Source organism: Pseudomonas rosaeacicularis (assembly GCF_057128745.1).
In genome coordinates this window covers 255198-276711 of sequence record NZ_JBSKHT010000006.1, presented here as the reverse complement: position 1 = coordinate 276711, position 21514 = coordinate 255198, and the positions used below count along the sequence as shown (strand labels likewise).

Genomic DNA, 21514 nt, shown 5'->3' with positions numbered 1-21514 from the left:
CTGATCATCTTCGCCGAAAGCGAGTGGTGCTACACCCGGCACAAATGGGACAGCCTGGACGAACCGTCCGGCCACACAAGTTCGACCCCGCACCTGAACTGGTTTTCGGAGAAAGACCGGATCAGGGAGATCAGCTGGTGGGGGGATGTGGCAGAAAAGCTAGGGTTAAGGGCGGATGGGAAGGTGTACCACTTTCATCCGGTGGGGTTGGTGGGAGCCTTCAAAACTAAAGAGCGAAGGATCAGTGTTGAGCTTTTGGAGAAGGTTACCGGCAAGTCAGGTGACTGGTTTACAGGTAAAGGCGGGGGCCGTAGATTCGCTAATGAGTTCGCAGAAAAATACCCGAATATATACAACTATGACAAATTCGCATTTGTTGAGCAGCTAAATAACGCTCTCGACCGGTACGCAATACGAACCCCTTATCAGCAAGCGCATTTTATCGCTCAGTGTTTTCATGAGTCTGCTGCATTTGAGACTACTGAGGAATTTGGGTCGGGTGCACAATACGATCCAGGGCGACATGCAGGTGCCATAGCTAACGGAAATACTGAGCCAGGGGACGGCGCAAAATACAAAGGTAAGGGGCTAATACAGCTTACTTGGAAAAATAATTACTTCTCCTACTCGAAGTACAGAGGAGTTGACTTCGTCAACTCTCCCGATGCTATTGCTGCTGATATGTTTAATGCCATAGATGTTTCTTGTTGGTACTGGCGTCACAATGGGGCCATAAGTAGAAAGTATAACTCCCTAGGCGACATAAATATTTTGATTGATAACGAGCCGTCTAATGTCAAGTTGGTAACCCGGGCGGTCAATGGCGGAGATAATGGTCTTCACGAGCGAGAGTCCGTATACGAAGCGTTGCGTAGAGAGTGGGGGCTTGCATAAATGAATATTACCCATCGCCTGTTCGCAGCTATTCTGTTATTTATTGGTTTTTTGGGTTCAGTTCCGGCAACGGAAAAGCTACCGTCTGTAATATTAAAGGTGGAAAGTAAAGACCCGCTTGAAGTGTCGGCCTTGATGCAAGGAAAATCATGTATGCTTTCTCTTCCTGTTGACTTCATGTCTCAAGTCTACGGACTGTACAGCGACGTTTACATAGATGACTTGAACGGCGATGGTAAGCGGGAGTTGGTGTTTGATCTCATTGGAAGTGATGTAAATCACTGCTCTAAGGTTTTACGTTATAACGAGAATGATCGTTCGTTTTCAGAGTGGCTTTTTAAGGGCGGTGGTTTATGTAATCCCATCAGTAGAGGACGTTTCCTTATAAGTTCTTATCGAGATGGAGCGAGCTGGACTGAGGATGTTTACACTGTGAAAAATGGCAAGCCTGAGATCCATATTACCGACAGCTGTGTAGGATGTAGTGAGGTCAGACGAAAGTTTTACACCCCCGGAAAACAGCCTGTGAAAGTGCTTGTATCAGACGATATTGAATTTGAGAGGCGTATCCCATTAAAGGCTAGTATAGCTTCTCCCCGCGCAAGGGTTTTTTCTTTGCCTGATTCAAGTTGGCCAACAAAAAGATATTTGATTCGTGGTGATGAGATTGCGCTCATCGACTTCGATAAGTCCGAAGACGGTCAAGACTGGGCTGAGTTCAAATTTATTGGTAATAATTTTGCAACTGACGGGTGGGTGAAATACAGCGATTTGGAGTAGTATTTTTTCAAGAAAATCTGGATGTTAATATATTAAGGTGGGTGTTGTAATTAGGATTTATTTAAAAATGGAGTTTGATCGATGTTTACAAAGTTTAATACTTTTTTTTGCGTTGTTGCAAGCGCTACTTCCGCGATTGCCGGCGATAATTTTAGTATCGAAAAATTTGCAGGTGAGCGGATTGAGGGTATGACAGAGTCTTATGCGCTCATCGATGTGAAACTAAATGAGCAGTATCAACGAATGTCGAAAAATCCAAGATTTGTTGATAAAAAATTGCTCGTTGAGGGAGAGCGCTTGTGGATAAAATATCGTGACGCGGAATGTAAGGAAATGGCTGGCGAGTATGGTCCAGGCAATATTCATGATCTTGCGAAACTCAGATGCCTGGCTTCAGCGACATCATCTAGGTTAACTGAGCTCATCTTCATTGAGACTGGTGTAGTGAGTGATCAGTTTGATAGTGCAGTCTCTTTAATAGCTGAGGCCTCCTCTAAAAGTATTGATCAAATTATTGCTGGAGTAGGTCTGGCAATGCTCACGCCTGAGATTGAGAAATATTTTTCAAAAAATTGTGAGCTTACGTTTGCCCGATTTAAGGAGTCTCGAGAGCACTGCTATGCGAGGCTGATTTTTAAAGGTGTATAGCCTTTAAGTGCGTTGGTGTTAATTGCAATAGCGTTATCCTTCGCAGTAGTCAGCCAGGTTGCGGGTTGAAGTCATGCCGTCTCGCGAACAAGTTCGCCCTACAGAGATCGTGGCGCTAGACCCACTTCACCCCACACTAAACCCCCCATCCACCGTCAACGTGGTCCCGTGAATCATCGCCGCGTCATCGCTCAACAAAAACGCGATCGCTGCCGCTACTTCGCCTGGTTGGGCGAAGCGGCCCAGCGGTATGCGGGCCAGCATCGGGGCGGATTTGGCGTGGTCGCTCCAGGCTTTGTCAGCCATGGGCGTCAGGGTGACGATGGGGTTGACGCTATTGACACGGATGCCGTGTGGGCCGAGTTCCAGCGCCATGACTTGGGTGATGGCGTCGAGCGCGGCTTTGGACGCGCAATACGCGAGATGATCACGGGTGGCGACTTTGGCGGCCAGGCTGGAGACGTTAACAATCGCCCCGGGCTGGCCGCGTCGCACCCAATCCTGCGCCACCAGTTGCGCGACCAGGAGCGGCGCGCGGGTGTTGATGGCCAGGGTGCGGTCAAAGGTTTCCATGCTGGTTTCGAGTACCGATTCAAGCTCGACGATGCCAGCGCAATTGACCAGTTGATCGATGGGCAATACCGACGCGACGGCAATCCGGGTGGCATCGACATCGGCCAGATCCACCACCAGCGGATTGTCGCTGTAATCCAGGTCGGCAACGGTACGGCCCAGTGCAACGACCTCGGCGCCGAAGCGTGAGAGCAGTTGTGCGGTTTCGCGACCGATGCCTTTGCCGGCACCTGTGACCAGCACGCGTTTGCCGCTGAAATCATGTACCGCCATCAACCGTCACTCCAGGTTAGTGTGCCGGGCGCGCATGGCCTCGGCGCTGATGCCCAGCCGTTCGCGCAGGCGCAGCAAGAGGATTTCAAACAGCACGTATTGCGCGCCCTCGTAGGCGCTGCCCATCGATAACACTTTACTGGCGGTGGGGCCGGTATCGTTCAGCATGGTTTGCGCGGGCAACGTCACCACCAGGTCGGCGAAAATTGTCGCAGCGCCGTCGGGCTTGCCGGTGATGATTGCAACCTGAGCGCCAGCCGCTTTGGCCGTACAGATCAACGCCGACACTGTTGAAAAATCCCCCGGTCCGGCGCTGGTCATGAACAGATCGCCTGCGGCAAGCGGCGGGGTCGTCATGTCGCCGACCGGGTGCGCGTCGAGGCCTGCGTGATAGAGGCGCATGGTCAGCGCGCGCATCATCAGGCCTTCACGGCCGACGCCGTACAGCGCGATGCGGCGGGCACCGATCAGGGCGTCCACCAACGCGTTGACCTGGGTTTCATCAACGCGCGCAAACGTGGCGGCAATCTCGTCACAGGCCTGTTTTGCCAGTTGTGCGACTGATAAAGACATCTCAGATCCCTCGGTCAAACAGCTGCTGGGCGGTGGCCTCATCGATCACCAGTTCATGCACGAAATTGCGCAGTAGCACGGCGCGGATGATCTCGGCCTTGTACGGTCCCCCGGACACCAGCACCACTTTTTTGATGCGTTTGAGGTCGTCCAGCTCAAGGGAAATGGCCCGGTGATTGAGCGGGTGATTGACCTCCACGCCGTCGCGGTCGAGCCAGCGCCCCAGCAGGTCGCCCACGGCGCCTGCCGCTTTTAGGCTTTGCCGGTCTGCCGGGCTGACCATCCCCAGCTCGAAGATCAGCGAGCGCTCGGTCAGGTCACCCACGGTGACAAGCGCCAGGTCGGCCTTTTTGGCTTTGCCCAAGACATCCTGCACCGTAGGTTCGGCGAGGATCATGTCGCGATACTGCGCTGACGGCGCGTAGATCGGCGCTGCCAGGTAGTAATGCGAACCGCCGAACAGACCGGCAAAACTGGAGGCGATCTCCACCGTATTGTTCGCCGAGCCGTAATGCATGCCGCCCAGGAGCGACACCACAGTCATGTTTTGCAGCGCGCGGCTCTGGGTTTCCAGCACCGCCTGACGCAAGGTGCGCCCCCAACCAACGGCGACGATGCAGCCGTCGAACAGTTGCTCGTGAATGGTCGGCGCCACGCCGACGCCCAGCACCCGAAAAATCATCCGCGGGTCATCCGGCGTTGGCACCACCGTCACGCGGTCCAGGCCGAACAGCTCCTGCAGGCCGTGTTCCAGCTCTATGCAGGAGGTCAGTTTGGAGTTGATGCGGATCTGCACAATCCCGGTTTCGCGGCTGCTGGCCAGTGCCTTGTTGACTCGCAACCGGGTGATGCCCAAGCGGTCGGCGATCTGCTGTTGGGTCATGCTGTTGACGTAGTAATACCAGGCGATGCGGACCGTCAGTTGGTGCTCTGCGTTAAGCCGTTCGTCATCGGATTCAAGCTCAGGATGAAGGTCTTGCACGGTCTTTTTCCTTCATATTCATTGGGTTGCGCGAGTCTACTTCACCGCGCCCATGGTCAGTCCCTGTACCAGATGCTTGGAAACCATCAACGCGAAAATAATCACCGGGAACACAATCAGCGTGCCGGTGGCCATGATCTCGCCCCACGGCAGGTCGTAACCGCTCATGAAACTGGTGGCCGTGACCGGTGCCGTGCGCGCGACATTGCGGGTCAGCACCAGGGCGTAGAGCAGCTCATTCCACGAGAAGATGAACGAGAAGATCGCCGACACCGCGACCCCCGGCATCGCCAGCGGCAGGGCAATGCGCCAGAAAATCGTGAAGCGCGAAGCCCCGGACAGCCGCGCCGCTTCATCAAGGTCTTTGGGGACGCCGCGAAACTGGTCGGTGCAAATCCACACCACGATCGGCAGATTGAACGTCAGGTACACCAGGATCAGCACCAGACGCGTGTCGATCAAACCCAGGGTGCGAGCCATCAGGAAGATCGGCAGCGCGACGACGATCGGGCTGAGCATGCGATTGGTAATGAACCAGAACCATAAATCTTCCTTGCCCTTGAACTCGAAGCGCGCCAACGCGTAGGCCGCTGGAGTACCAAGGCCTACCGCCAGCGCCGTGGTGGAAGCCGAGACGATCAGCGAGTTGGCGAGACTGGACAGCACATCGCGGTTGAACAGTACCTGCACGTAGTTATCCAAGTGGGGCGTGAACACCCAGATCGGCGGTGATGCCAAGGCTTCGGCTTGGGTTTTCAGACTGGTGGCGACCATCCAGTAGAACGGAAACACGGCGAACAGAAAGATCGCCAGCAAGCCGACCAGGTGCCAACCATTGACTCGGCGGCGTTGTTTGACGATGGCAGGCAGGGCGGCGGAGGTGACGCTCGGGGTGGCCATGTCAGATTTCCTTGTAAACGAATTTGATGTACAGCCGCGCCAGCACGATGGTCAGGATCAGCAGCAGGATGGCCTGCGCCGAGGCGACGCCCTGGTCGAACACGCGAAAGCCGATGCGCTGGATGTAGACGCTGACGAACTCGGTGGCAGCGCCCGGTCCGCCGCGGGTCATGGTGAACACTGTGTCGAACATCTTGAGCACGTCGGCAGTGCGCAGGATCAGAATTACCGTGACGCTGGGCAGCAGAAACGGCAATTGCACATGGCGAATGATCTGCCAGCGGCTGCGGGTTTCCAGCCGCGCGGCTTCTTCGATCTCGGTAGGGACCATCGTCAGCCCTGCGAGCAATACCAGCGCGCAGAAGGGCGTCCACTGCCAGATGTCCATCAACGCCACGGCAATGAACGCATTGGTGGTTTCGCCTAGCCATTCCACAGGGCCAGCGTTGATCAGGGCGAGCAGGGCGTTGGCGACGCCGAAGTCGCGGTTGAAGATCAGGCGGCCAATCAAGCCCGCCACGGCAGGCGCAGTCGCCAATGGAACCACCAGCGCCATCCGCGCCAGCAATTTGAAGCCGGAAAGGCCGGGCTTGTGCAGCATCAGCGCGATGATCAGGCCAAGCACCAGTTGAATCGGCACCACGCTCGCCAGAAACATGAACGTGCGACCCAGCGACGCCCAGAACGAGGGGTCGTTGAACACGCTGATGTAGTTATCAAAACCAATGAACGGCGTCGCGTCGCGAGGCCGCGCCAGGTTGTACTGGCGGAACGAATTGACCAGCGCGAACACCGTCGGAAATATCCCGATCAGCGCCAGCGCCACAGTGGCAGGCGCGAGAAAGGCGAAGGCGACACGGGTGTTGTTCCACAGGGTCGGGAACACCGGTTTTTTGGGGGTGGACATGGTGGTCGGTCTCTTTTCAGCGCAACGATAAACCGCTCGATTTCGGTGTCTGGAGATATCTTGTGCCCCGCAACTGTGGGAGCGGACCTGTCCGCGAAGGCTGTCTGTCAGGCGCCAGATCTTTATCGGGCACAATGGCCTCTTCGCGGACAGGTCCGCTCCCACGATCCGCCGTGATATCAACGACGGCGTGGGGTTTGGAGGGGGATTTACTTCAGCAATTTAGCCTTGCCGTCGTAATAACCCGCTTTGCCCAGGATCTCTTCGACCCGCGCACCGATAGTCTTCGCCCCGGCTTCTACGGTGGTTTTGCCAAGCATGATCGCGGTGCCGTTTTCGCCGACCACTTCGGAAATTTCCGGCCATTGCGGGAAGCGCGGACGGTAGTCAGGCACGCCGCCATCCCATGACGTCACCATCGGTTGCACGAACGGGTACTTCTTCTGCACGTCCGGGTCTTTGTAGACCGAAGTTCGGCCACTGACGCCGCCGGCATCCAGATACGTCTTGGCCATGGCTTCCGAAGTGACCCACTGAATGAACAGCCACGCAGCGGCTTTTTTCTCATCCGTCGCGCTCGCATTGACGCCCAGCGAGAAACCGCCCAGTGCCGGTTTCAGCCCGGCAGGGCCTTTGGGCTCGGTGGCGACGGCCAGGCAATCGGTGATTTTGGATTTCTTCGGATCGGCCAAGGTGCTGTAGAACGCCGACCACTCGGTGATCATGGCCACGTTGCCCTGAGCGAGCGCGTTGACCGCTTCGTTATGGTCGTAATCGACGATGCCCGGCGGCATGAACTTCATCAGGTCCTGGCGGAATTTCAGGCCCGCCTGAGATTCTTTGGAATTGAGGTTGGACTTGAACTTGTCGTCCAGCAACGAGCCGCCGAACGGCCAAAGGAAACGCATGAAACTGTCCGCCGACTGGGTTTCGCCACGGCGCGATTGCAGGGCGTAAGCGTATTTGCCTTTGGCGGCGTCGGTAAGTTTTGGCGCGTAGACGTTGAGCAATTCGTCCCAGGTGGCAGGCGGCTTGTCGAAGCCGGCGTCCTTGAGCATGCATTTGTTGTAGAACAGCAGCCCCGAGTAGTTATCGAACGGCAGCCCGTAAACCTGTTTGTCCCAGGTGCCGAACGACTCCAGCAGGATGGGGAAGAAACCACTAAGGTTGAGGTCCGGGTCGGCCAGCTTCTTGTCGTCGGTGAACGTCTTGATCGGCTCCAGCCAGCCATTGCCGGCAAACTCACCCACCCACACCACGTCCGTAAGGACCACGTCCTGCTCTTCGCCGGAGGTGAACGTCAGCACTTGCCGCTCGCGGCTGTTTTCGTAGGGGATGGTTTCGTAGCTGACCTTGATCCCGGTGCGTTTTTCGAAGTCCGGGAGCATCTTGATAGCGGCGGCATAACCCGGCCGATCAAGGAAAATCGCCTTGATGGTGGTGCCTTTGTAGGGCGCTGCGGCTTCTTCCAGGGTCCACGCTTGCGCAGCCCCTGAGTTGAACGCTGCCCCGGAGCCGAGGGCAACCGACAGGGCAAGCGCGTTCCATACCAGCTTCTTCTTCATTACGTGACCTCATTTGTTTTTGTTGGTGAGGAGTAAGTCGTTCGGGCACGTTGGGAGCGCGCCTTGACATTTGTAATTCTTGAATTACAAATGATCGTAGAGCGAAAACGCTGACTGTCAAGCGTCACATGTCCTACCGTATTTGTACTCGTCACCTACATCCGAAACACCCCCGTGCTCACGCACCGCACAACAATAATCAAGGGGAAACCATTTTGACTGAGCTCAGATTGACCGGCGTCGAAAAGGCCTACGGCGACATCAAGGTCCTGCACGACATCCAGTTGGAAATCCAAAGTCGCGAGTTCGTGGTATTCGTCGGGCCTTCGGGCTGTGGCAAGTCAACGCTGCTGCGCTCCATTGCCGGGCTGGAAAGCATCACCCAAGGGCAAATCCGTATCGGCGCGCGCGACGTGACGTACCTGGAACCGGCCGATCGCGGCGTGGCCATGGTGTTTCAGTCATACGCGCTGTACCCGCACATGTCGGTCTACGACAACATCGCCTTTGGCTTGAAGATGCAAAAGCTGCCCAAGGCCGAGATCGAGGCCAAGGTGCGCAACGCTGCGCGTATTCTCCAACTTGAGCCGTTGCTCGACCGCAAGCCCAAGGCCTTGTCTGGCGGCCAGCGCCAGCGGGTGGCGATTGGTCGCGCGATCGTCCACGAGCCGGAGGTCTTCCTGTTCGACGAACCTCTGTCCAACCTCGACGCTTCGCTGCGAGTGCAGATGCGCATCGAGATCGCCAAGCTGCACGCCGACCTGCAAGCCACGATGATTTACGTGACCCACGATCAGGTTGAGGCCATGACCTTGGCCGACAAGATCGTGGTGCTCAACAAGGGACGGATCGAGCAAGTAGGCTCGCCGCTGGAGCTGTATCACCATCCGCAGAACCGCTTTGTGGCCGGCTTCATCGGCTCGCCACAGATGGGTTTTTTGCCGGTTCAGACTGTTGCGGTGGCCGCCGACGGGGTGCAAGTCAGTCTTCCGGGCGGCGAGCTGCTGTGGGTGCCGGTCAAGTCGGACGGCATCGCGATTGGCGCGGCGCTGACGTTGGGCTTGCGGCCTGAGCACCTGTCGGAGACGGGGCAGGGCGAGGCACGCATCCCGGCCAAAGCGCTGGTGGTCGAGCACTTGGGCGGCGAAACCTTCACCCACGCGCAAACGGCCGAAGGGCATAACGTGATGGTCAAGGGCGAAGGGCATTCGCAAATGAAGGCGGGGCAGACGCTGGCGATTGGTGTCTCTGGCGCGCGTTGTCATTTGTTCGAAGAGCACGGCGCGGCATTGCCCCACCTTACGCACTACAGCGCCATGGCGATCGAGGCACGGGCGGCGGGCTGAAGACCGACGAGCGCAGCACCAATCCTGCGGCTTGGTACTAGACTTCTACGGTTCCCCTGGCTGGGGAGCTGGTTAGTGATCGATCTGACCACCGCCTACAGGTAGTGGGTTCGAGATGCCCTTGCGGACGGTGGCCTTCTGACAGGAGGACACGTAATGGACGAGGCCAGACTCAATCAATTCGTTGGCAAGCTGATTTCCGACGTTGGCGCCGCAGCGATGCTCGCCAATGTCATCATCGGCGAAGAAACCGGTCTCTACCGGGCCATGGCCGACGGCCAAGCCCTCACCCCGCAAGCGCTTGCCGACAAGACCGGTTGCAATGCGCGGCTGGTGCGGGAGTGGTTGAGCGCCAACGCGGCATCAGGCTACATCGAACATCAGGATGGGCACTTCAGACTTCCCGAAGAACATGCGCTGGCGTTGGCGGTGGAGGATTCCCCAGTGTATATCGCAGGCGGTGCCGGCCTGGTGGCATCGCTGTTTCACGACAAAGACAAACTGGTAGCCGCTCTGCGCGGAGATGGCGGCCTGGCCTGGGGCGATCACCATCCGTGCATGTTCAGCGGGACCGAGCGGTTTTTCAGGCCTGGCTATAAGAATTATCTGGTGGCCCAGTGGCTGCCGACGCTGGAAGGCGTGGTGGAGAAGCTTGGCCGCGGCGCTTCGGTAGCCGATATAGGCTGCGGACACGGGGCTTCGACGGTGGTGATGGCGCAAGCCTTTGCAGCGTCGCGCTTCGTTGGTTTCGACTGCCACGCTCCCTCGATCGACATTGCCAATCAGCGGGCGAAAGAAGGCGGCGTGGCTGATCGGGTCAGCTTTGCCGAAGGCACGGCGAAGAACTACCCGGGCCATGATTATGATCTGATCTGCTTCTTCGATTGCCTGCACGACATGGGCGATCCAGTGGGTGCCGCGCAGCATGCGTATCAAGCTTTGAAGCCCGACGGCACGGTGCTGTTGGTTGAGCCATTCGCCAACGACACACTGGATGAAAACATCACCCCGGTCGGACGGCTGTTTTACGCCGCATCGACCCTGATCTGCACGCCTAACTCGCTGTCTCAGGAAGTGGGTCTGGGACTCGGCGCACAGGCGGGAGAAGGGCGACTGCGGGAAGTGTTCAGGCAAGCCGGGTTCAAGCATTTCCGTCGCGCGACCGAGACACCCTTTAACCTGATATTGGAAGCGCGCAAGTAGTGCGGTGCAACAGCGCTTGCGCCGCAATCATTGATGTGATCGCCCAGGTAACGCTGCTTACATTCACCAACTTGCTCAATAATGTCGCCAAGACCACCCTGGATTTCCCGCCTGGAAAAATGTAAATGCCGATGCTTTGAATTCGCCGCAAATGAACTATGGAGTGAACCATAGCCTCATTTGCGGCGTTTTCATTGGCGCTGCAAATGGTCGTTGTAACTGTTGAAAGCGCGATAAAAAACCTTCTATCGATCCGATCCCGCACCTCTTTTGGCCTAACCGATTTCGGTTACCTGGTCGGCGTGAATACGGCACACAAAAACTGTCCTGGTTAAAACAAAGATGACCGAAAAAGTGGGAAGTACGACATACAGTCGCAGAATTTCGGACGTAATCTAATTCCACTGAAACGACTTAACCATCTTGAGGATTATGAAATGACTATCGTAAAAGCTGCCGCAGTTCAGATCGCCCCAGTGCTTTACAGCCGTGAAGGCACCGTCGCAAAAGTCGTCGCAAAAATTCTGGAGCTGGGGGAGAAGGGCGTTGAATTTGCCGTCTTCCCGGAAACCATCGTCCCGTACTATCCCTACTTCTCGTTCGTGCAAACCCCCTATGAAATGGGCCGCGAGCATTACAAGCTGCTTGAGAACGCGGTGGTCGTGCCATCGGCAACCACCGACGAAATCGGCAAGGCTGCAAAAGCGGCGAACATGGTCGTCTCCATCGGCGTCAATGAACGCGACGGCAGTACCTTATACAACACGCAACTGCTGTTCGATGCCGACGGCACGCTGATCCAGGCTCGCCGTAAGTTAAACCCCACTTACCACGAACGCATGATCTGGGGCATGGGCGACGCGTCCGGCCTGCGGGCTGTAGACAGCGCCGTCGGCCGCATCGGCCAACTCGCTTGCTGGGAACACTACAATCCGCTGGCGCGCTATGCGCTGATCGAAGACGGCGAGCAGATCCACGCTGCCATGTACCCAGGCTCCTTTGCCGGCGAACTGTTCACCCGTCAGATGGAAGTGAGCATCCGGATGCACGCTCTGGAATCGGCTTGCTTTGTGGTCAACTCAACCGCTTGGCTGTACCCGGAACAACAGGCGCAGATCATGGCCGACACTGGCTGCGACATCGGCCCGATCTCCGGTGGTTGCTACACCGCGATCATCGACCCTCAGGGCGAAGTGCTGGGTGCGTTGACCGAAGGCGAGGGCGAAGTGATCGTCGATATCGACCTCTTCCAGATCGAAATCCGCAAGCGTCAAATGGATGCTCGCGGCCACTACAGCCGTCCGGAATTACTCAGCTTGAACATCGACCGCACGCCGCATCGCCATGTTCATGAGCGCAACGATCGTCCGGTTGTGCAGCCTCGTGATGTGAAAGCGCGTGATGTAAAAGAAGAAACAGCTTACTGATACCGGCTGTACCTGACTCGCGCCTGCCCTAGGGCAGGCGTGATCGTTTGATCACTTTCGACTGTTGCCTGGCTTCTGGCGACCAGACATCCGAGTCATCTGGCAAGGAAGAACGTTGCCCATTGGTGCCGTGGGCGAAATCCTCTAGGCTAGCGCCGTTGCCCCGAATGCTCCGGTCCCGGGCGGGCCGTCACCCCGTGTCGCTGATTTATCCCCCTCCAAACGACTGATCAGGATTTCTATGAGCGTCAATGACCGCGTTGCCGATTACCCGATCCATGAACAATTTACCCAGCGTTGGTCTCCGCGCGCTTTCGCCGATGAGGCCATCAGCGAAGACACGCTGTTGAGTTTTTTTGAAGCGGCGCGGTGGGCGCCTTCGGCCTATAACTCGCAACCGTGGCGCTTTCTTTATGCGCGCCGTGACACACCTAACTGGGAGCGTTATCTGGGCTTGCTCAACGAGTTCAACCGCAACTGGGCGCAACACGCCTCGGCGCTGGTGATCGTCATTTCCAAGACCACCTTCACGCCACCGGGCGCCACCGAAGAAGGACCGGCGTTGTGGCACAGTTTCGACACGGGGTCTGCGTGGGGATACCTCGCACTCCAGGCCAGTATCAGCGGATGGCACACTCACGGCATGGCCGGTTTTGATCAGGAACTGACGCGTAAAACGCTGAACGTGCCCGAGGAATACGCGCTGCACGCTGCCCTGGCGATAGGCAAGCTGGGCGATAAATCCACGTTGCCCGAGTACCTGCAGGGTCGTGAAACCCCAAGCCCGCGCCGCCCGGTGTCGGAGCTGGCAGCGGAAGGCGATTTCACCTTGTAATCCTGTTAACCGGGCTTCGGCCGAAGGGGAGGTCTCCTCAGGCGCCGAAGCACCCGGTATCGCTGTCTCTCAGGGCAGCGAGTACCTCGGCAGCCCCCACTTTACTGCGCGTGTTCTGCTTTGAACTCGCTTCCCTGCGTGCGCAAAACCCCCTCTGAAGACGGATGTGAAAATTTTGTTATCTGCTGATAACAATTTGCAATCACGACTGCTAGTATTTCCCGCTTATGAATGAGTCGTATTGCCAGGGAGGCATTTCATTATCCTTATGATGCCCGCTTAGGTACTCCGCCCCATGGTCTTTCCATTCCCGTCTCGCCCCACTTTGCTCGCACTGTGCTGCTCAGTCAGCTTCATGGCCCAGGCCGCCGATCCGGTGCTGGAACTCGGTGCTACCGACGTCAATGCCGATGCCGTAAAAACCAACTCCAACACCCTGCCGGACACCTTCGCGGGCGGTCAGGTTGCGCGGGGCGGTCAAATGGGCGTGCTGGGTAATCAGGACAGCATGAATGTGCCGTTTGTGATGACCAGCTATACGTCGAAGTTGATTGAGGATCAGCAGGCGGAAGACGTAGGCGATGTGCTGGCAAATGATCCTTCAGTGCGCCAGTCTTACGGATTTGGCAACCAGTCGCAGGTGTTCGTGATTCGTGGCTTGCCGCTGTCTGGTGACGACATTTCTTATAACGGCCTTTATGGCGTATTGCCGCGACAGATTCTTTCCACCGACGCTATCGAGCGTGTCGAAGTGTTCAAAGGCCCGAACGCCTTCATTAACGGTGTCAGCCCGACCGGCACCGGCCTGGGCGGCAGCGTCAATCTGCAGCCCAAGCGCGCTGGTGATGTGCCAACACGTCGTTACACGCAAGACATCAGCACTGACGGCCGTATCGGCGAACACTTGGATCTGGGCCAGCGTTTCGGCGAAGGTAATCGCTTTGGCGCACGGGTAAACCTCAGCCAGCGTGAAGGCGAGACGGCTGTCAACGATCAGGATCAGCGCAGCAAGCTGTTTGTCGCAGGACTGGATTACCGTGGGGACGACTTCCGGGTGTCCACTGATTTCGGTTACCAGAAACAACGCGTCAACCACCTGCGTAACACCGTGCAACTGGGCAGCGCGACCAGCATTCCTACCGCGCCCGACGCTGACCATAACTACGGCCAGGATTGGACATATACCGAAACCGAAGACACCTTCGGCATGATGCGTGGCGACTACGACCTGAACGACAGCTGGACCGCTTACCTGGCCGGTGGCGTCAAACACACCCGGGAAACCGGCGTGTACGGCACGCCTTCGCTGGTAGGTAATACCGGAACTGCGACCATCAGCGGCTCGGAAATCCCGCACAACGAAGACAACACCAGTTTCGCCGCTGGCCTCAACGGTCGTTTCCAGACCGGTCCTATCAGCCATCAGGTTGCTATTGGCGCCACGACCATCTGGACACAGCAAGAAAACGCCTACACGTTCTATAGCGCCACGGCGGGCAATACCAACATCTACAACAGCAACACACTGGCGAAACCTACCAACGGCTATTTGACTGGCGGTGACATGGGCGATCCGGGCGTCACCGGCAAAACCCGCAACCGCAGCTTGGCCATTTCCGATACGTTCGGCCTTTTCGATGACACCCTGTTGCTGACTTACGGCGTGCGTCGCCAGCAACTGCGGGTAGAAAACTACCTGTACGACGGCAGCACCTTCAACGGTCAGGCCAACCTCGCTAACGACGGTAGCCGCAGCTCGCTGTACGACGAAGCCATCACCACGCCTGTCTACGGCATCGTTTACAAACCCATCGAAATGGTCTCGCTCTACGCCAACCGCATCGAAGGTCTGGCGCAAGGTCCTGTTGCTTCCGGTACCGGCGTCACCAACATTGGCGAAGCGTTCCCGCCTGGTCGCACCAAGCAGCTGGAAGCCGGCATCAAGCTGGACATGCAAACCTTCGGCGCCAACCTCGCGGTGTTTCGCATCGAACGCCCGACAGACGGTTATGTAGACGCGAGTCAAAACCTCTATGTTCGCGACGGCAAACAGGTCAACAAAGGCGTCGAACTCAGCATCTTCGGCGAACCCATTGAAGGCCTGCGCTTGATGGCTGGCGGCACCCGCATGACCTCCGATTTGAAAAACACCTCAGGCGGTCTGAACGACGGCAACCACGCCATCGGCGTACCCACCTTCCAGCTCAACGCCAGCGCGGACTGGGATATTCCAGGCCTTGAAGGCGCCGCACTGAATGCCCGCATGCTGCGAACGGGCGGCCAATACGCCGATCAGGCCAACAACCTCAGCCTGCCAACCTGGAACCGGTTCGATGCGGGTGCTCGTTACAAGATCAAGATGCAGGACAAAGACCTGACCTTGCGCGTGAACGTGGAAAACATCACCGACAAAAACTACTGGGCCTCCGCCAACGGCGGCTACCTGACCCAGGGCGATCCACGTCTGGTGAAGTTCTCCGGCACCATCGATTTCTAATCCTTACTCAGCCAGCGGAACGCGCATAAACCTGCCGACGCAATGTCGGCAGGTTTGCCTGTAGCTACTTCAAAACCCCTTCTTACAATCGCCACTTCTCCCCGACAATCCAGACGATCCAGTCAATACTGACGGTGTTACCTTGGGCGCCAGCTGAACCGAGCCCCTTGATGGCCGGTCCCATCAAGTCTCAAGCATTGCCTTTGAGCGGCCCTGATGACCGCATCGACACGATACGAGGTTTGTCCCATGAGCGAAGCACCGTACGTTCCCCCCAAGGTCTGGCATCACGAAGCGCCGTCCGGCGGCCAGTTCGCCAGTATCAATCGGCCCACAGCGGGGCCGACCCACGAAAAAACATTGCCGGTGGGCGAGCACCCGTTGCAGCTCTATTCGCTGGCCACGCCCAATGGCGTGAAGGTCACCATCCTGCTTGAAGAGCTGTTGGCGTTGGGGCACACCGGTGCCGATTACGATGCCTGGCTGATCCGCATCAATGAGGGCGATCAGTTCTCCAGCGGTTTTGTCGATATCAATCCCAACTCCAAGATTCCGGCGCTGTTGGACCACAGTGCGCAGCCTCCGATTCGGGTGTTTGAATCGGGCTCGATCCTGCTGTATCTGGCCGAGAAATTCGGCGCCTTCCTGCCTGCTGATCCGGCGGGCCGCACTGAAACCCTGAACTGGCTGTTCTGGCAGATGGGGGCCGCGCCTTATCTGGGCGGGGGCTTCGGACACTTCTATGCTTATGCGCCGGAAAAGCTCGAGTATCCGATCAACCGATTCACCATGGAAGCCAAGCGTCAGCTGGACGTACTTGACCGTCGGCTGAGCGAAAGTCCTTTTTTGGCGGGCGCCGAGTACACCATTGCCGATATCGCCGTCTGGCCTTGGTACGGGCAACTGGTACGGGGCAATTTGTATTCGGCAGCCGAGTTTCTGGCGGTGGACGAATACACCCATGTGCAGCGCTGGGCCGAAGAGATCGCCAAGCGTCCTGCGGTGATTGCCGGCGGGCGGGTCAATCGAACCTGGGGTGATGAGGCCAGTCAGGTGCCTGAACGGCATCAGGCGGCGGACCTGGACTGAGCCGGGTTGCACGGCTGCGATTGAGCCGGATAATCGCGTGGCGCGCTGAGCGATGTTCAACGCGCCGGCATTTAACGCTGACTCACGTTAATCACTTCTACCAAGAGAGCCCCATGGCTAACCACGACATCACGTTTACTCCCGATCCTGATGCGGATTCCATCTCCTCGGACGTCGCCGGTTTCGGCGGGCTGCTGGTTTCTACGCAGGTGCCAACCCATGCCGATGGCAGTCTGGAACTGGGCGATATCGCGCTACAAAGCGAATGCACGTTGCAGGCCCTCAAGCTGGCGCTGGAAAAGGCTGGCAGCTCCATGGACCGGGTGCTGCACTTGACTATCTATCTCACCGACATGGCTGATCGCGCCGCCTTCAACGAGGTGTACAAGCGCTTCTTCGCCAAACCGTGGCCGGTGCGCGCTGCCGTCGGTGTCGCCGCTTTGGCCGTGGACGGCATGCGCGTGGAAGTGACAGCAATGGCGGCCAAGGCCTGATTGCCAGGCTCAACATAGCGGTCAGCCAAGCCGGTGGCCGTTTGCCAATACGAGACCATGCCAATGAACAAGCAAGCACTTTGCGAGCGTTATTGTGGCTACATCGACTGTCTCAATCGGCAGGATTGGGAGGCCTTGGCAGGGTTCGTCGACGAAGAGGTGCACTACAACGGCAACTGGGTCGGTCTGGCCGGTTATCGAAAGATGCTGGAAGCCGATTTTCAAGCGATCCCGGATTTGCGTTTCGTCATTGACTTACTGATCGCTGATGCCGGGCAAATCGCGGCGAGGCTGTTATTCGACTGCACGCCGGTGGGAGAGCTGTTTGGCCTGCCGGTGAACGGTCAGCGCGTCAGCTTCAGCGAGAATGTATTTTATGCGTTCAGCGAGGGCAGGGTTCGCACGGTGTGGTCGGTCATCGACAAGGCCGCCATCAGCGCGCAACTTGCCCGCTGAATGTTGCCAGTATCTCGGGCAGGCTGATCAGGCCGCAGTCCACTCGACGTTGGACAGCCCCAGGTCTTCAGCTTTCGGTTTGCTGAGCTTGGGGATCTTGTCAGAGCGAAACTTCGGGATCTGGCTGAGGCCTGCGTCCACCGATGCCCAGTGCCAGGCTTCGGAATTGTCCATCCCGGCGGCGCTGATATAAAACGTCTTGTAGCTGCCGTGCAGCAGATAGTCGATTCTGAAATGCTTGTGTCCGGCCATCATCCATTCTCCCAATCACGTGATGTCTTGAAAGAACAGATTGCTCGCCCCGCAAAAAATTCAGCTGATTAGCGCTTAACGGCAAATTTCTGTACGCCCCATGTACGCTTGTCCGATTACGCGTTCAAAATCGTTACAGCCGGCGTATTTTAAAAATGGTGAAGCCCCTGGAGGGTATCGCTATGAGTACCGACGCACGAATGCTTGCCTGGTGTTCGGCCTGGGCGCTGGCTGATGGTTTGGTTATTTGTCCTTTTTGCATGCGAACTCAGCTGCTGACCTTGGCAGACGAGCCCTTTCAACATGCACTTTCGTGCAAAGCCGTTAGACAACGCGACCCCCACCCGTGGGCAACGCTGCACGATATTCTTGACCGAGAGCGAGGCTAATTAACATCAATAACCCAAACGGATGGCTACACCGTTAAATCCATCTGCGCGAGGCTTGTCTGAAAAAACTCATCTGCTTAAGCTTGGCGATTGATATCAATAGTCTGATAGGCAACGGCAAGTATGGACACGTTCGGCAGTCGGTTGAGAGAAGAGCGTATCCGCAACAAGATGACTCAAACAGCACTCGCAGAGCTTGGCGGCGTGCAGCCCAATGCCCAGGGCCATTATGAGAGCGGCCAGCGCATGCCCCGTGTTGACTACCTCTTGGCAACTGCAAGCGTCATTGACATCGGGTATTTGATAACCGGATTGCGCACCTCAGAGGCTTTCGGTGAGCTGTCTCGGGAAGAGCACGACATACTTGCCGCACTTAGAAAGATGCCGCAGGAAGACAGAGACGCTGTCAGCCATCTATTCAAAGCGTTTGCTCGACATGTTTATTAATTGATAACTTCTTCTAAAGATATATATCTAATTAACGTTAAATTCTTTTCCCTATCTTATTAAGTTATTCGCCAATTCGATTGAATCAGCATCGGAAAACGGGTGAGGACCTGATCAGTCCCCACCCGTTTTTGTATCGGCCCAAAAGTTTCTACAGCCGATTCCTCAAGCCAGCATTTCAGCACCCAACTGGAAGGCCACCCACAAGGCCAGTCCAGTAGCGAAAGCCAGCGCGATGTTTTCGAACCAGTTATTGCGGTACTCCTTGCCCAGCAGTGATTTCTGGTTGGACATAATCAGCAGGCCCAGAGAGATGACCGGCAAACCCACAATGTTCAGCGCATTAACACCAATGGTCAACGTGACGAAGTCCGGCATGCCCGGCAGCGACCACACCAGCGGCGTCACCAGAATGAACAGCATGAACCACTTGTGCAGCGGGTCCTTGTGGAACTCCTTGCCATAACGCTCGCGGCGTTTAGGACGGATGTGCTGGAAGGCGTCGGTGATCAGCATCGGGAAGGCCGTGGTTTTGCCGGCAATGCTGGCGAACAAGGTGGCGAACACGCCGATGAAGAATACGAACCAGCCCAGAGGCCCGAAGAACATTTCCATGGCCTTGCCCAGGTCGCTCAAGGTCTTGACCTCAACCCCGTTTGGACGAAGGATTTCTGCGCCCACGACCCAGATCGCCAGGTTGATGACGATCCCCACCATCACCGCGAACAGCAGGTCGTTGCGTTGCATGCGCTTGTGTTGAGGGCCGGTCCAGCCTTTTTCGCGCATCACGTAAGGATGGACGAAGTTGGCAATGGAGCCAGCCACCGCGCCGATCACCGACACTGCGACGAGTACCGCGCCGTGCACGCCTTCATCCGGCGGAATGCTGAAACCGATGGTGCCCTTGAGAATGCCAAGCAGGTCCGGGCTGGACATCAGCGCCAGTGCAAGAAAGGCCAGGGTCATGACCGCCAGTAGCACTTTCATCACGCCTTCGATGAGGCTGTAGATGTTGCGACCCACCAGTAACCAGACCGCGATCACCACCACCAGCGAACACAGCAACGGCTGTTCGACGTGCAGCAGCATGGCGAGGGCTTCACCGGCACCTTTGATCATGTAGGCGTTGATCAAGTGGCCCATGAGCAGCGCGTAGCCAAACATGAACCAGGCAAACAATGGGTGCAGTTGGGCGTAGCCCTGCAGGATGGTCATGCCCTGGTTATTGCACAGCTGGAACCTGGCAATGATGTTGACGATCAGGAACCGGAGCAGCAGTGATACCGCCAGCACCCACATCATCGCGTAGCCATAACTGGCGCCCGCGACGGAGGAGGTGATGAGATCGCCGGCGCCCAGCCATGACAGGACCGCAATGATGCCCGGTCCCAGTAGCTTGCCCAGTTGAGCCAGACGCGACACTGGCTTGCCTGCAGGTTTTTCTTCGACTGAACTGCCAATCGCCATGAGCGAAACCCTCGTTGTTATTGTTAGTTGGAGGTCGCAAGTTGAGCACTGGGATATGATGTCGTACAACTGTAAAAGGGGCGGTAAAGTGTTTTCAGATGTTGCGAATACGAATCTTGCCGTCGGCGTGGATCCCTGTAGGAGCGAACTTGTTCGCGAGACGGGCTTCCTGACACACCTCGAAGACCTCTCGCCAACAAGTTGGCTCCTACAGAAAAGTCGCGCCGTCTGCAGGCGTGTTATCTAACCAAACAAGCACATCCCTTCAATCCCGCTCGCCTGCATGGCTTCATCCTCAATCGGTCCGGCAACGATCCGTTGTCCCAACCTTGATGTGAGGAAACCCATGCGCTCATCTCCCGCCGCAATCGCCGGTGGCCTGTGCCTGACCCTGGCGATGTTTTCCGCTCTGGCCAGCGCAGAACCTGTGCCGCAACAAAAGACTCAAGCTGCGGGTTATTTCCGGCTGGCCGTCGGTGATTACGAAGTGACGGCCTTGTTCGACGGCTACAACGACCTGTCTCCCCATCTGCTCAAAGGCCTGAGCGACGAGCAAATCCGCGCGTTGCTGGCGCGTCGGGACCTTGATGCGCCCGGCATGCAAACTGCGTTCAACGCATTTCTGATCAATACCGGCAAACGGTTGATTCTGGTGGATACCGGGGCAGGGCAATGCATCGGCGAAACGGCGGGCAACCTCTCGGCCAATATCCGCGCCGCCGGTTATGCACCGGAGCAGGTCGATACGATCTTGCTCACCCATTTGCACCTGGATCACGTCTGCGGACTGGTCGACGCCAAGCACCAGGCGATCTTCGCCAATGCGATGGTCTATGCCTCCAAACCCGAGGCGGATTTTTGGCTGGACCCCAACGCCATTGCCCGCGCACCTGCGGCTGGCAAGGAGGGTTTCAAGATCGCCCAGGAGTCAACGGCGGCCTACATTGCAGCGGCGCGATTCAAGACGTTCAATCCTGGTGAATCCCCTGTCGAAGGTGTGAAGACTGCGCTGGAAGCAGGGCACACGCCGGGGAGTACGACGTATCAATTCACCTCGAACGGCCAAAGCATTTTGTTCATGGGCGACTTGATTCATAGCCTGGCGGTGCAGTTTGAACACCCGGAAGTCTCGATCAGCTTCGACTCCAACGCCAAGGCCGCGATCGCCAGTCGAGAGCAAGTGTTCAGTGCGGCAGCGGTCAGCAAAACGTGGGTGGCGGCTGCGCATTTGCCATTCCCCGGCATCGGCCACATCACCCGCGTGGACAAGCATTTCAACTGGATACCCGTAGAATACGGCCCTTATCAGCGCGCCGCGCATGTGCCGTTGCTTGAGTGATTGATTAAGTGCAAGCCTGGCCTGGATTTCAGCCGTACCGCACATTCATTATGGGAGCGGACCTGTCCGCGAAGGCTGTGCGTCAGGCGCTGAATGCGTTTCTGATTCACTTGCCCCTTCGCGGACAGGTCCGCTCCCACGGGGTTTGTGCCTTAGCGAAATCCTGGCGCTGTTGAGA

21 protein-coding genes are annotated in these 21514 nt (G+C 57.1%); 13 read left to right on the top strand and 8 right to left on the bottom strand.

Going from position 1 to position 21514, the window contains the following annotated elements:
* The 3 genes from ACWKWM_RS10345 to ACWKWM_RS10335 form a co-directional block, all read left to right on the top strand.
* The coding region (locus ACWKWM_RS10345) for a glycoside hydrolase family 19 protein (protein ID WP_483846053.1) at positions 1–894 on the top strand (894 nt) is incomplete at its 5' end.
* On the top strand, positions 895–1674 hold the full coding sequence (locus tag ACWKWM_RS10340; protein ID WP_483846052.1) for a hypothetical protein: 780 nt from the start codon (positions 895–897) through the stop codon (positions 1672–1674).
* Between the two features lie 81 nt (positions 1675–1755).
* Positions 1756–2322 (top strand): lysozyme inhibitor LprI family protein, encoded by a 567-nt coding sequence (locus tag ACWKWM_RS10335; RefSeq protein ID WP_483846051.1) that lies wholly within the window; start codon positions 1756–1758, stop codon positions 2320–2322.
* A 126-nt stretch (positions 2323–2448) separates the two neighbouring features.
* Here the strand turns inward: ACWKWM_RS10335 and ACWKWM_RS10330 are convergent, their stop codons facing one another.
* From ACWKWM_RS10330 to ACWKWM_RS10305, 6 genes are all read right to left on the bottom strand, one after another.
* On the bottom strand, positions 2449–3168 hold the full coding sequence (locus ACWKWM_RS10330) for an SDR family oxidoreductase (RefSeq protein ID WP_483846050.1): 720 nt from the start codon (positions 3166–3168) through the stop codon (positions 2449–2451).
* Between the two features lie 6 nt (positions 3169–3174).
* A complete protein-coding gene (locus ACWKWM_RS10325; protein ID WP_483846049.1) occupies positions 3175–3741 on the bottom strand; it encodes a phosphoheptose isomerase family protein in 567 nt (188 codons plus the stop codon).
* 1 nt (position 3742) lies between these two features.
* Positions 3743–4723, bottom strand: coding sequence for a sugar-binding transcriptional regulator (locus ACWKWM_RS10320; protein ID WP_483846048.1), 981 nt, complete (start codon positions 4721–4723; stop codon positions 3743–3745).
* Positions 4724–4759: 36 nt separating this feature from the next.
* Positions 4760–5623, bottom strand: coding sequence for a carbohydrate ABC transporter permease (locus ACWKWM_RS10315; protein ID WP_483846047.1), 864 nt, complete (start codon positions 5621–5623; stop codon positions 4760–4762).
* A 1-nt stretch (position 5624) separates the two neighbouring features.
* Positions 5625–6530: a carbohydrate ABC transporter permease gene (locus ACWKWM_RS10310; protein ID WP_483846046.1), complete on the bottom strand. Its 906-nt coding sequence runs from the start codon at positions 6528–6530 to the stop codon at positions 5625–5627.
* 209 nt (positions 6531–6739) lie between these two features.
* Positions 6740–8095, bottom strand: coding sequence for an ABC transporter substrate-binding protein (locus ACWKWM_RS10305; RefSeq protein WP_483846045.1), 1356 nt, complete (start codon positions 8093–8095; stop codon positions 6740–6742).
* 215 nt (positions 8096–8310) lie between these two features.
* On the opposite strand from ACWKWM_RS10305, the gene ACWKWM_RS10300 reads away from it, so the two are divergent.
* The 8 genes from ACWKWM_RS10300 (at position 8311) to ACWKWM_RS10265 (ending at position 17442) form a co-directional block, all read left to right on the top strand.
* Entirely contained in the window at positions 8311–9441 is a 1131-nt protein-coding gene (locus ACWKWM_RS10300) for an ABC transporter ATP-binding protein (protein WP_483846044.1), read from the top strand.
* 156 nt (positions 9442–9597) lie between these two features.
* Positions 9598–10644, top strand: coding sequence for a class I SAM-dependent methyltransferase (locus tag ACWKWM_RS10295; protein ID WP_483846043.1), 1047 nt, complete (start codon positions 9598–9600; stop codon positions 10642–10644).
* A gap of 437 nt (positions 10645–11081) precedes the next feature.
* Complete coding sequence (locus tag ACWKWM_RS10290; protein WP_483846042.1) at positions 11082–12071, top strand: nitrilase-related carbon-nitrogen hydrolase; 990 nt, start codon at positions 11082–11084, stop codon at positions 12069–12071.
* Positions 12072–12312: 241 nt separating this feature from the next.
* Positions 12313–12906 (top strand): nitroreductase family protein, encoded by a 594-nt coding sequence (locus ACWKWM_RS10285; RefSeq protein WP_483846041.1) that lies wholly within the window; start codon positions 12313–12315, stop codon positions 12904–12906.
* A 295-nt stretch (positions 12907–13201) separates the two neighbouring features.
* Positions 13202–15403 carry a TonB-dependent receptor gene (locus ACWKWM_RS10280; protein WP_483846040.1) on the top strand — a complete coding sequence of 734 codons (2202 nt, stop codon included), beginning with the start codon at positions 13202–13204 and terminating at the stop codon, positions 15401–15403.
* Positions 15404–15652: 249 nt separating this feature from the next.
* Positions 15653–16492: a glutathione-dependent disulfide-bond oxidoreductase gene (gene yghU / locus ACWKWM_RS10275; protein WP_483846039.1), complete on the top strand. Its 840-nt coding sequence runs from the start codon at positions 15653–15655 to the stop codon at positions 16490–16492.
* A gap of 113 nt (positions 16493–16605) precedes the next feature.
* Entirely contained in the window at positions 16606–16986 is a 381-nt protein-coding gene (locus tag ACWKWM_RS10270; protein ID WP_483846038.1) for a RidA family protein, read from the top strand.
* Positions 16987–17049: 63 nt separating this feature from the next.
* A complete protein-coding gene (locus ACWKWM_RS10265; protein WP_483846037.1) occupies positions 17050–17442 on the top strand; it encodes an ester cyclase in 393 nt (130 codons plus the stop codon).
* A gap of 27 nt (positions 17443–17469) precedes the next feature.
* Here the strand turns inward: ACWKWM_RS10265 and ACWKWM_RS10260 are convergent, their stop codons facing one another.
* On the bottom strand, positions 17470–17694 hold the full coding sequence (locus ACWKWM_RS10260; RefSeq protein WP_483846067.1) for a DUF6555 family protein: 225 nt from the start codon (positions 17692–17694) through the stop codon (positions 17470–17472).
* A 512-nt stretch (positions 17695–18206) separates the two neighbouring features.
* On the opposite strand from ACWKWM_RS10260, the gene ACWKWM_RS10255 reads away from it, so the two are divergent.
* Complete coding sequence (locus tag ACWKWM_RS10255; RefSeq protein WP_483846036.1) at positions 18207–18530, top strand: helix-turn-helix domain-containing protein; 324 nt, start codon at positions 18207–18209, stop codon at positions 18528–18530.
* Positions 18531–18695: 165 nt separating this feature from the next.
* Here the strand turns inward: ACWKWM_RS10255 and ACWKWM_RS10250 are convergent, their stop codons facing one another.
* Positions 18696–19997, bottom strand: a complete 1302-nt coding sequence (locus tag ACWKWM_RS10250) for an Nramp family divalent metal transporter (RefSeq protein WP_483846035.1) — start codon at positions 19995–19997, stop codon at positions 18696–18698.
* Positions 19998–20343: 346 nt separating this feature from the next.
* On the opposite strand from ACWKWM_RS10250, the gene ACWKWM_RS10245 reads away from it, so the two are divergent.
* On the top strand, positions 20344–21336 hold the full coding sequence (locus tag ACWKWM_RS10245; RefSeq protein WP_483846034.1) for an MBL fold metallo-hydrolase: 993 nt from the start codon (positions 20344–20346) through the stop codon (positions 21334–21336).
* The last annotated feature ends 178 nt before the right edge of the window (positions 21337–21514 follow it).

Excerpts from the sequence above, each read along its gene's own strand:
- ACWKWM_RS10340 (WP_483846052.1), top strand. The coding sequence starts at position 895 with ATGAATATTACCCATCGCCTGTTCGCAGCTATTCTGTTATTTATTGGT.
- ACWKWM_RS10335 (WP_483846051.1), top strand. The coding sequence starts at position 1,756 with ATGTTTACAAAGTTTAATACTTTTTTTTGCGTTGTTGCAAGCGCTACT.
- ACWKWM_RS10330 (WP_483846050.1), bottom strand. The coding sequence starts at position 3,168 with ATGGCGGTACATGATTTCAGCGGCAAACGCGTGCTGGTCACAGGTGCC.
- ACWKWM_RS10325 (WP_483846049.1), bottom strand. The coding sequence starts at position 3,741 with ATGTCTTTATCAGTCGCACAACTGGCAAAACAGGCCTGTGACGAGATT.
- ACWKWM_RS10315 (WP_483846047.1), bottom strand. The coding sequence starts at position 5,623 with ATGGCCACCCCGAGCGTCACCTCCGCCGCCCTGCCTGCCATCGTCAAA.
- ACWKWM_RS10310 (WP_483846046.1), bottom strand. The coding sequence starts at position 6,530 with ATGTCCACCCCCAAAAAACCGGTGTTCCCGACCCTGTGGAACAACACC.
- ACWKWM_RS10305 (WP_483846045.1), bottom strand. The coding sequence starts at position 8,095 with ATGAAGAAGAAGCTGGTATGGAACGCGCTTGCCCTGTCGGTTGCCCTC.
- ACWKWM_RS10295 (WP_483846043.1), top strand. The coding sequence starts at position 9,598 with ATGGACGAGGCCAGACTCAATCAATTCGTTGGCAAGCTGATTTCCGAC.
- ACWKWM_RS10290 (WP_483846042.1), top strand. The coding sequence starts at position 11,082 with ATGACTATCGTAAAAGCTGCCGCAGTTCAGATCGCCCCAGTGCTTTAC.
- ACWKWM_RS10285 (WP_483846041.1), top strand. The coding sequence starts at position 12,313 with ATGAGCGTCAATGACCGCGTTGCCGATTACCCGATCCATGAACAATTT.
- ACWKWM_RS10280 (WP_483846040.1), top strand. The coding sequence starts at position 13,202 with ATGGTCTTTCCATTCCCGTCTCGCCCCACTTTGCTCGCACTGTGCTGC.
- yghU (WP_483846039.1), top strand. The coding sequence starts at position 15,653 with ATGAGCGAAGCACCGTACGTTCCCCCCAAGGTCTGGCATCACGAAGCG.
- ACWKWM_RS10270 (WP_483846038.1), top strand. The coding sequence starts at position 16,606 with ATGGCTAACCACGACATCACGTTTACTCCCGATCCTGATGCGGATTCC.
- ACWKWM_RS10265 (WP_483846037.1), top strand. The coding sequence starts at position 17,050 with ATGAACAAGCAAGCACTTTGCGAGCGTTATTGTGGCTACATCGACTGT.
- ACWKWM_RS10260 (WP_483846067.1), bottom strand. The coding sequence starts at position 17,694 with ATGGCCGGACACAAGCATTTCAGAATCGACTATCTGCTGCACGGCAGC.
- ACWKWM_RS10255 (WP_483846036.1), top strand. The coding sequence starts at position 18,207 with ATGGACACGTTCGGCAGTCGGTTGAGAGAAGAGCGTATCCGCAACAAG.
- ACWKWM_RS10250 (WP_483846035.1), bottom strand. The coding sequence starts at position 19,997 with ATGGCGATTGGCAGTTCAGTCGAAGAAAAACCTGCAGGCAAGCCAGTG.
- ACWKWM_RS10245 (WP_483846034.1), top strand. The coding sequence starts at position 20,344 with ATGCGCTCATCTCCCGCCGCAATCGCCGGTGGCCTGTGCCTGACCCTG.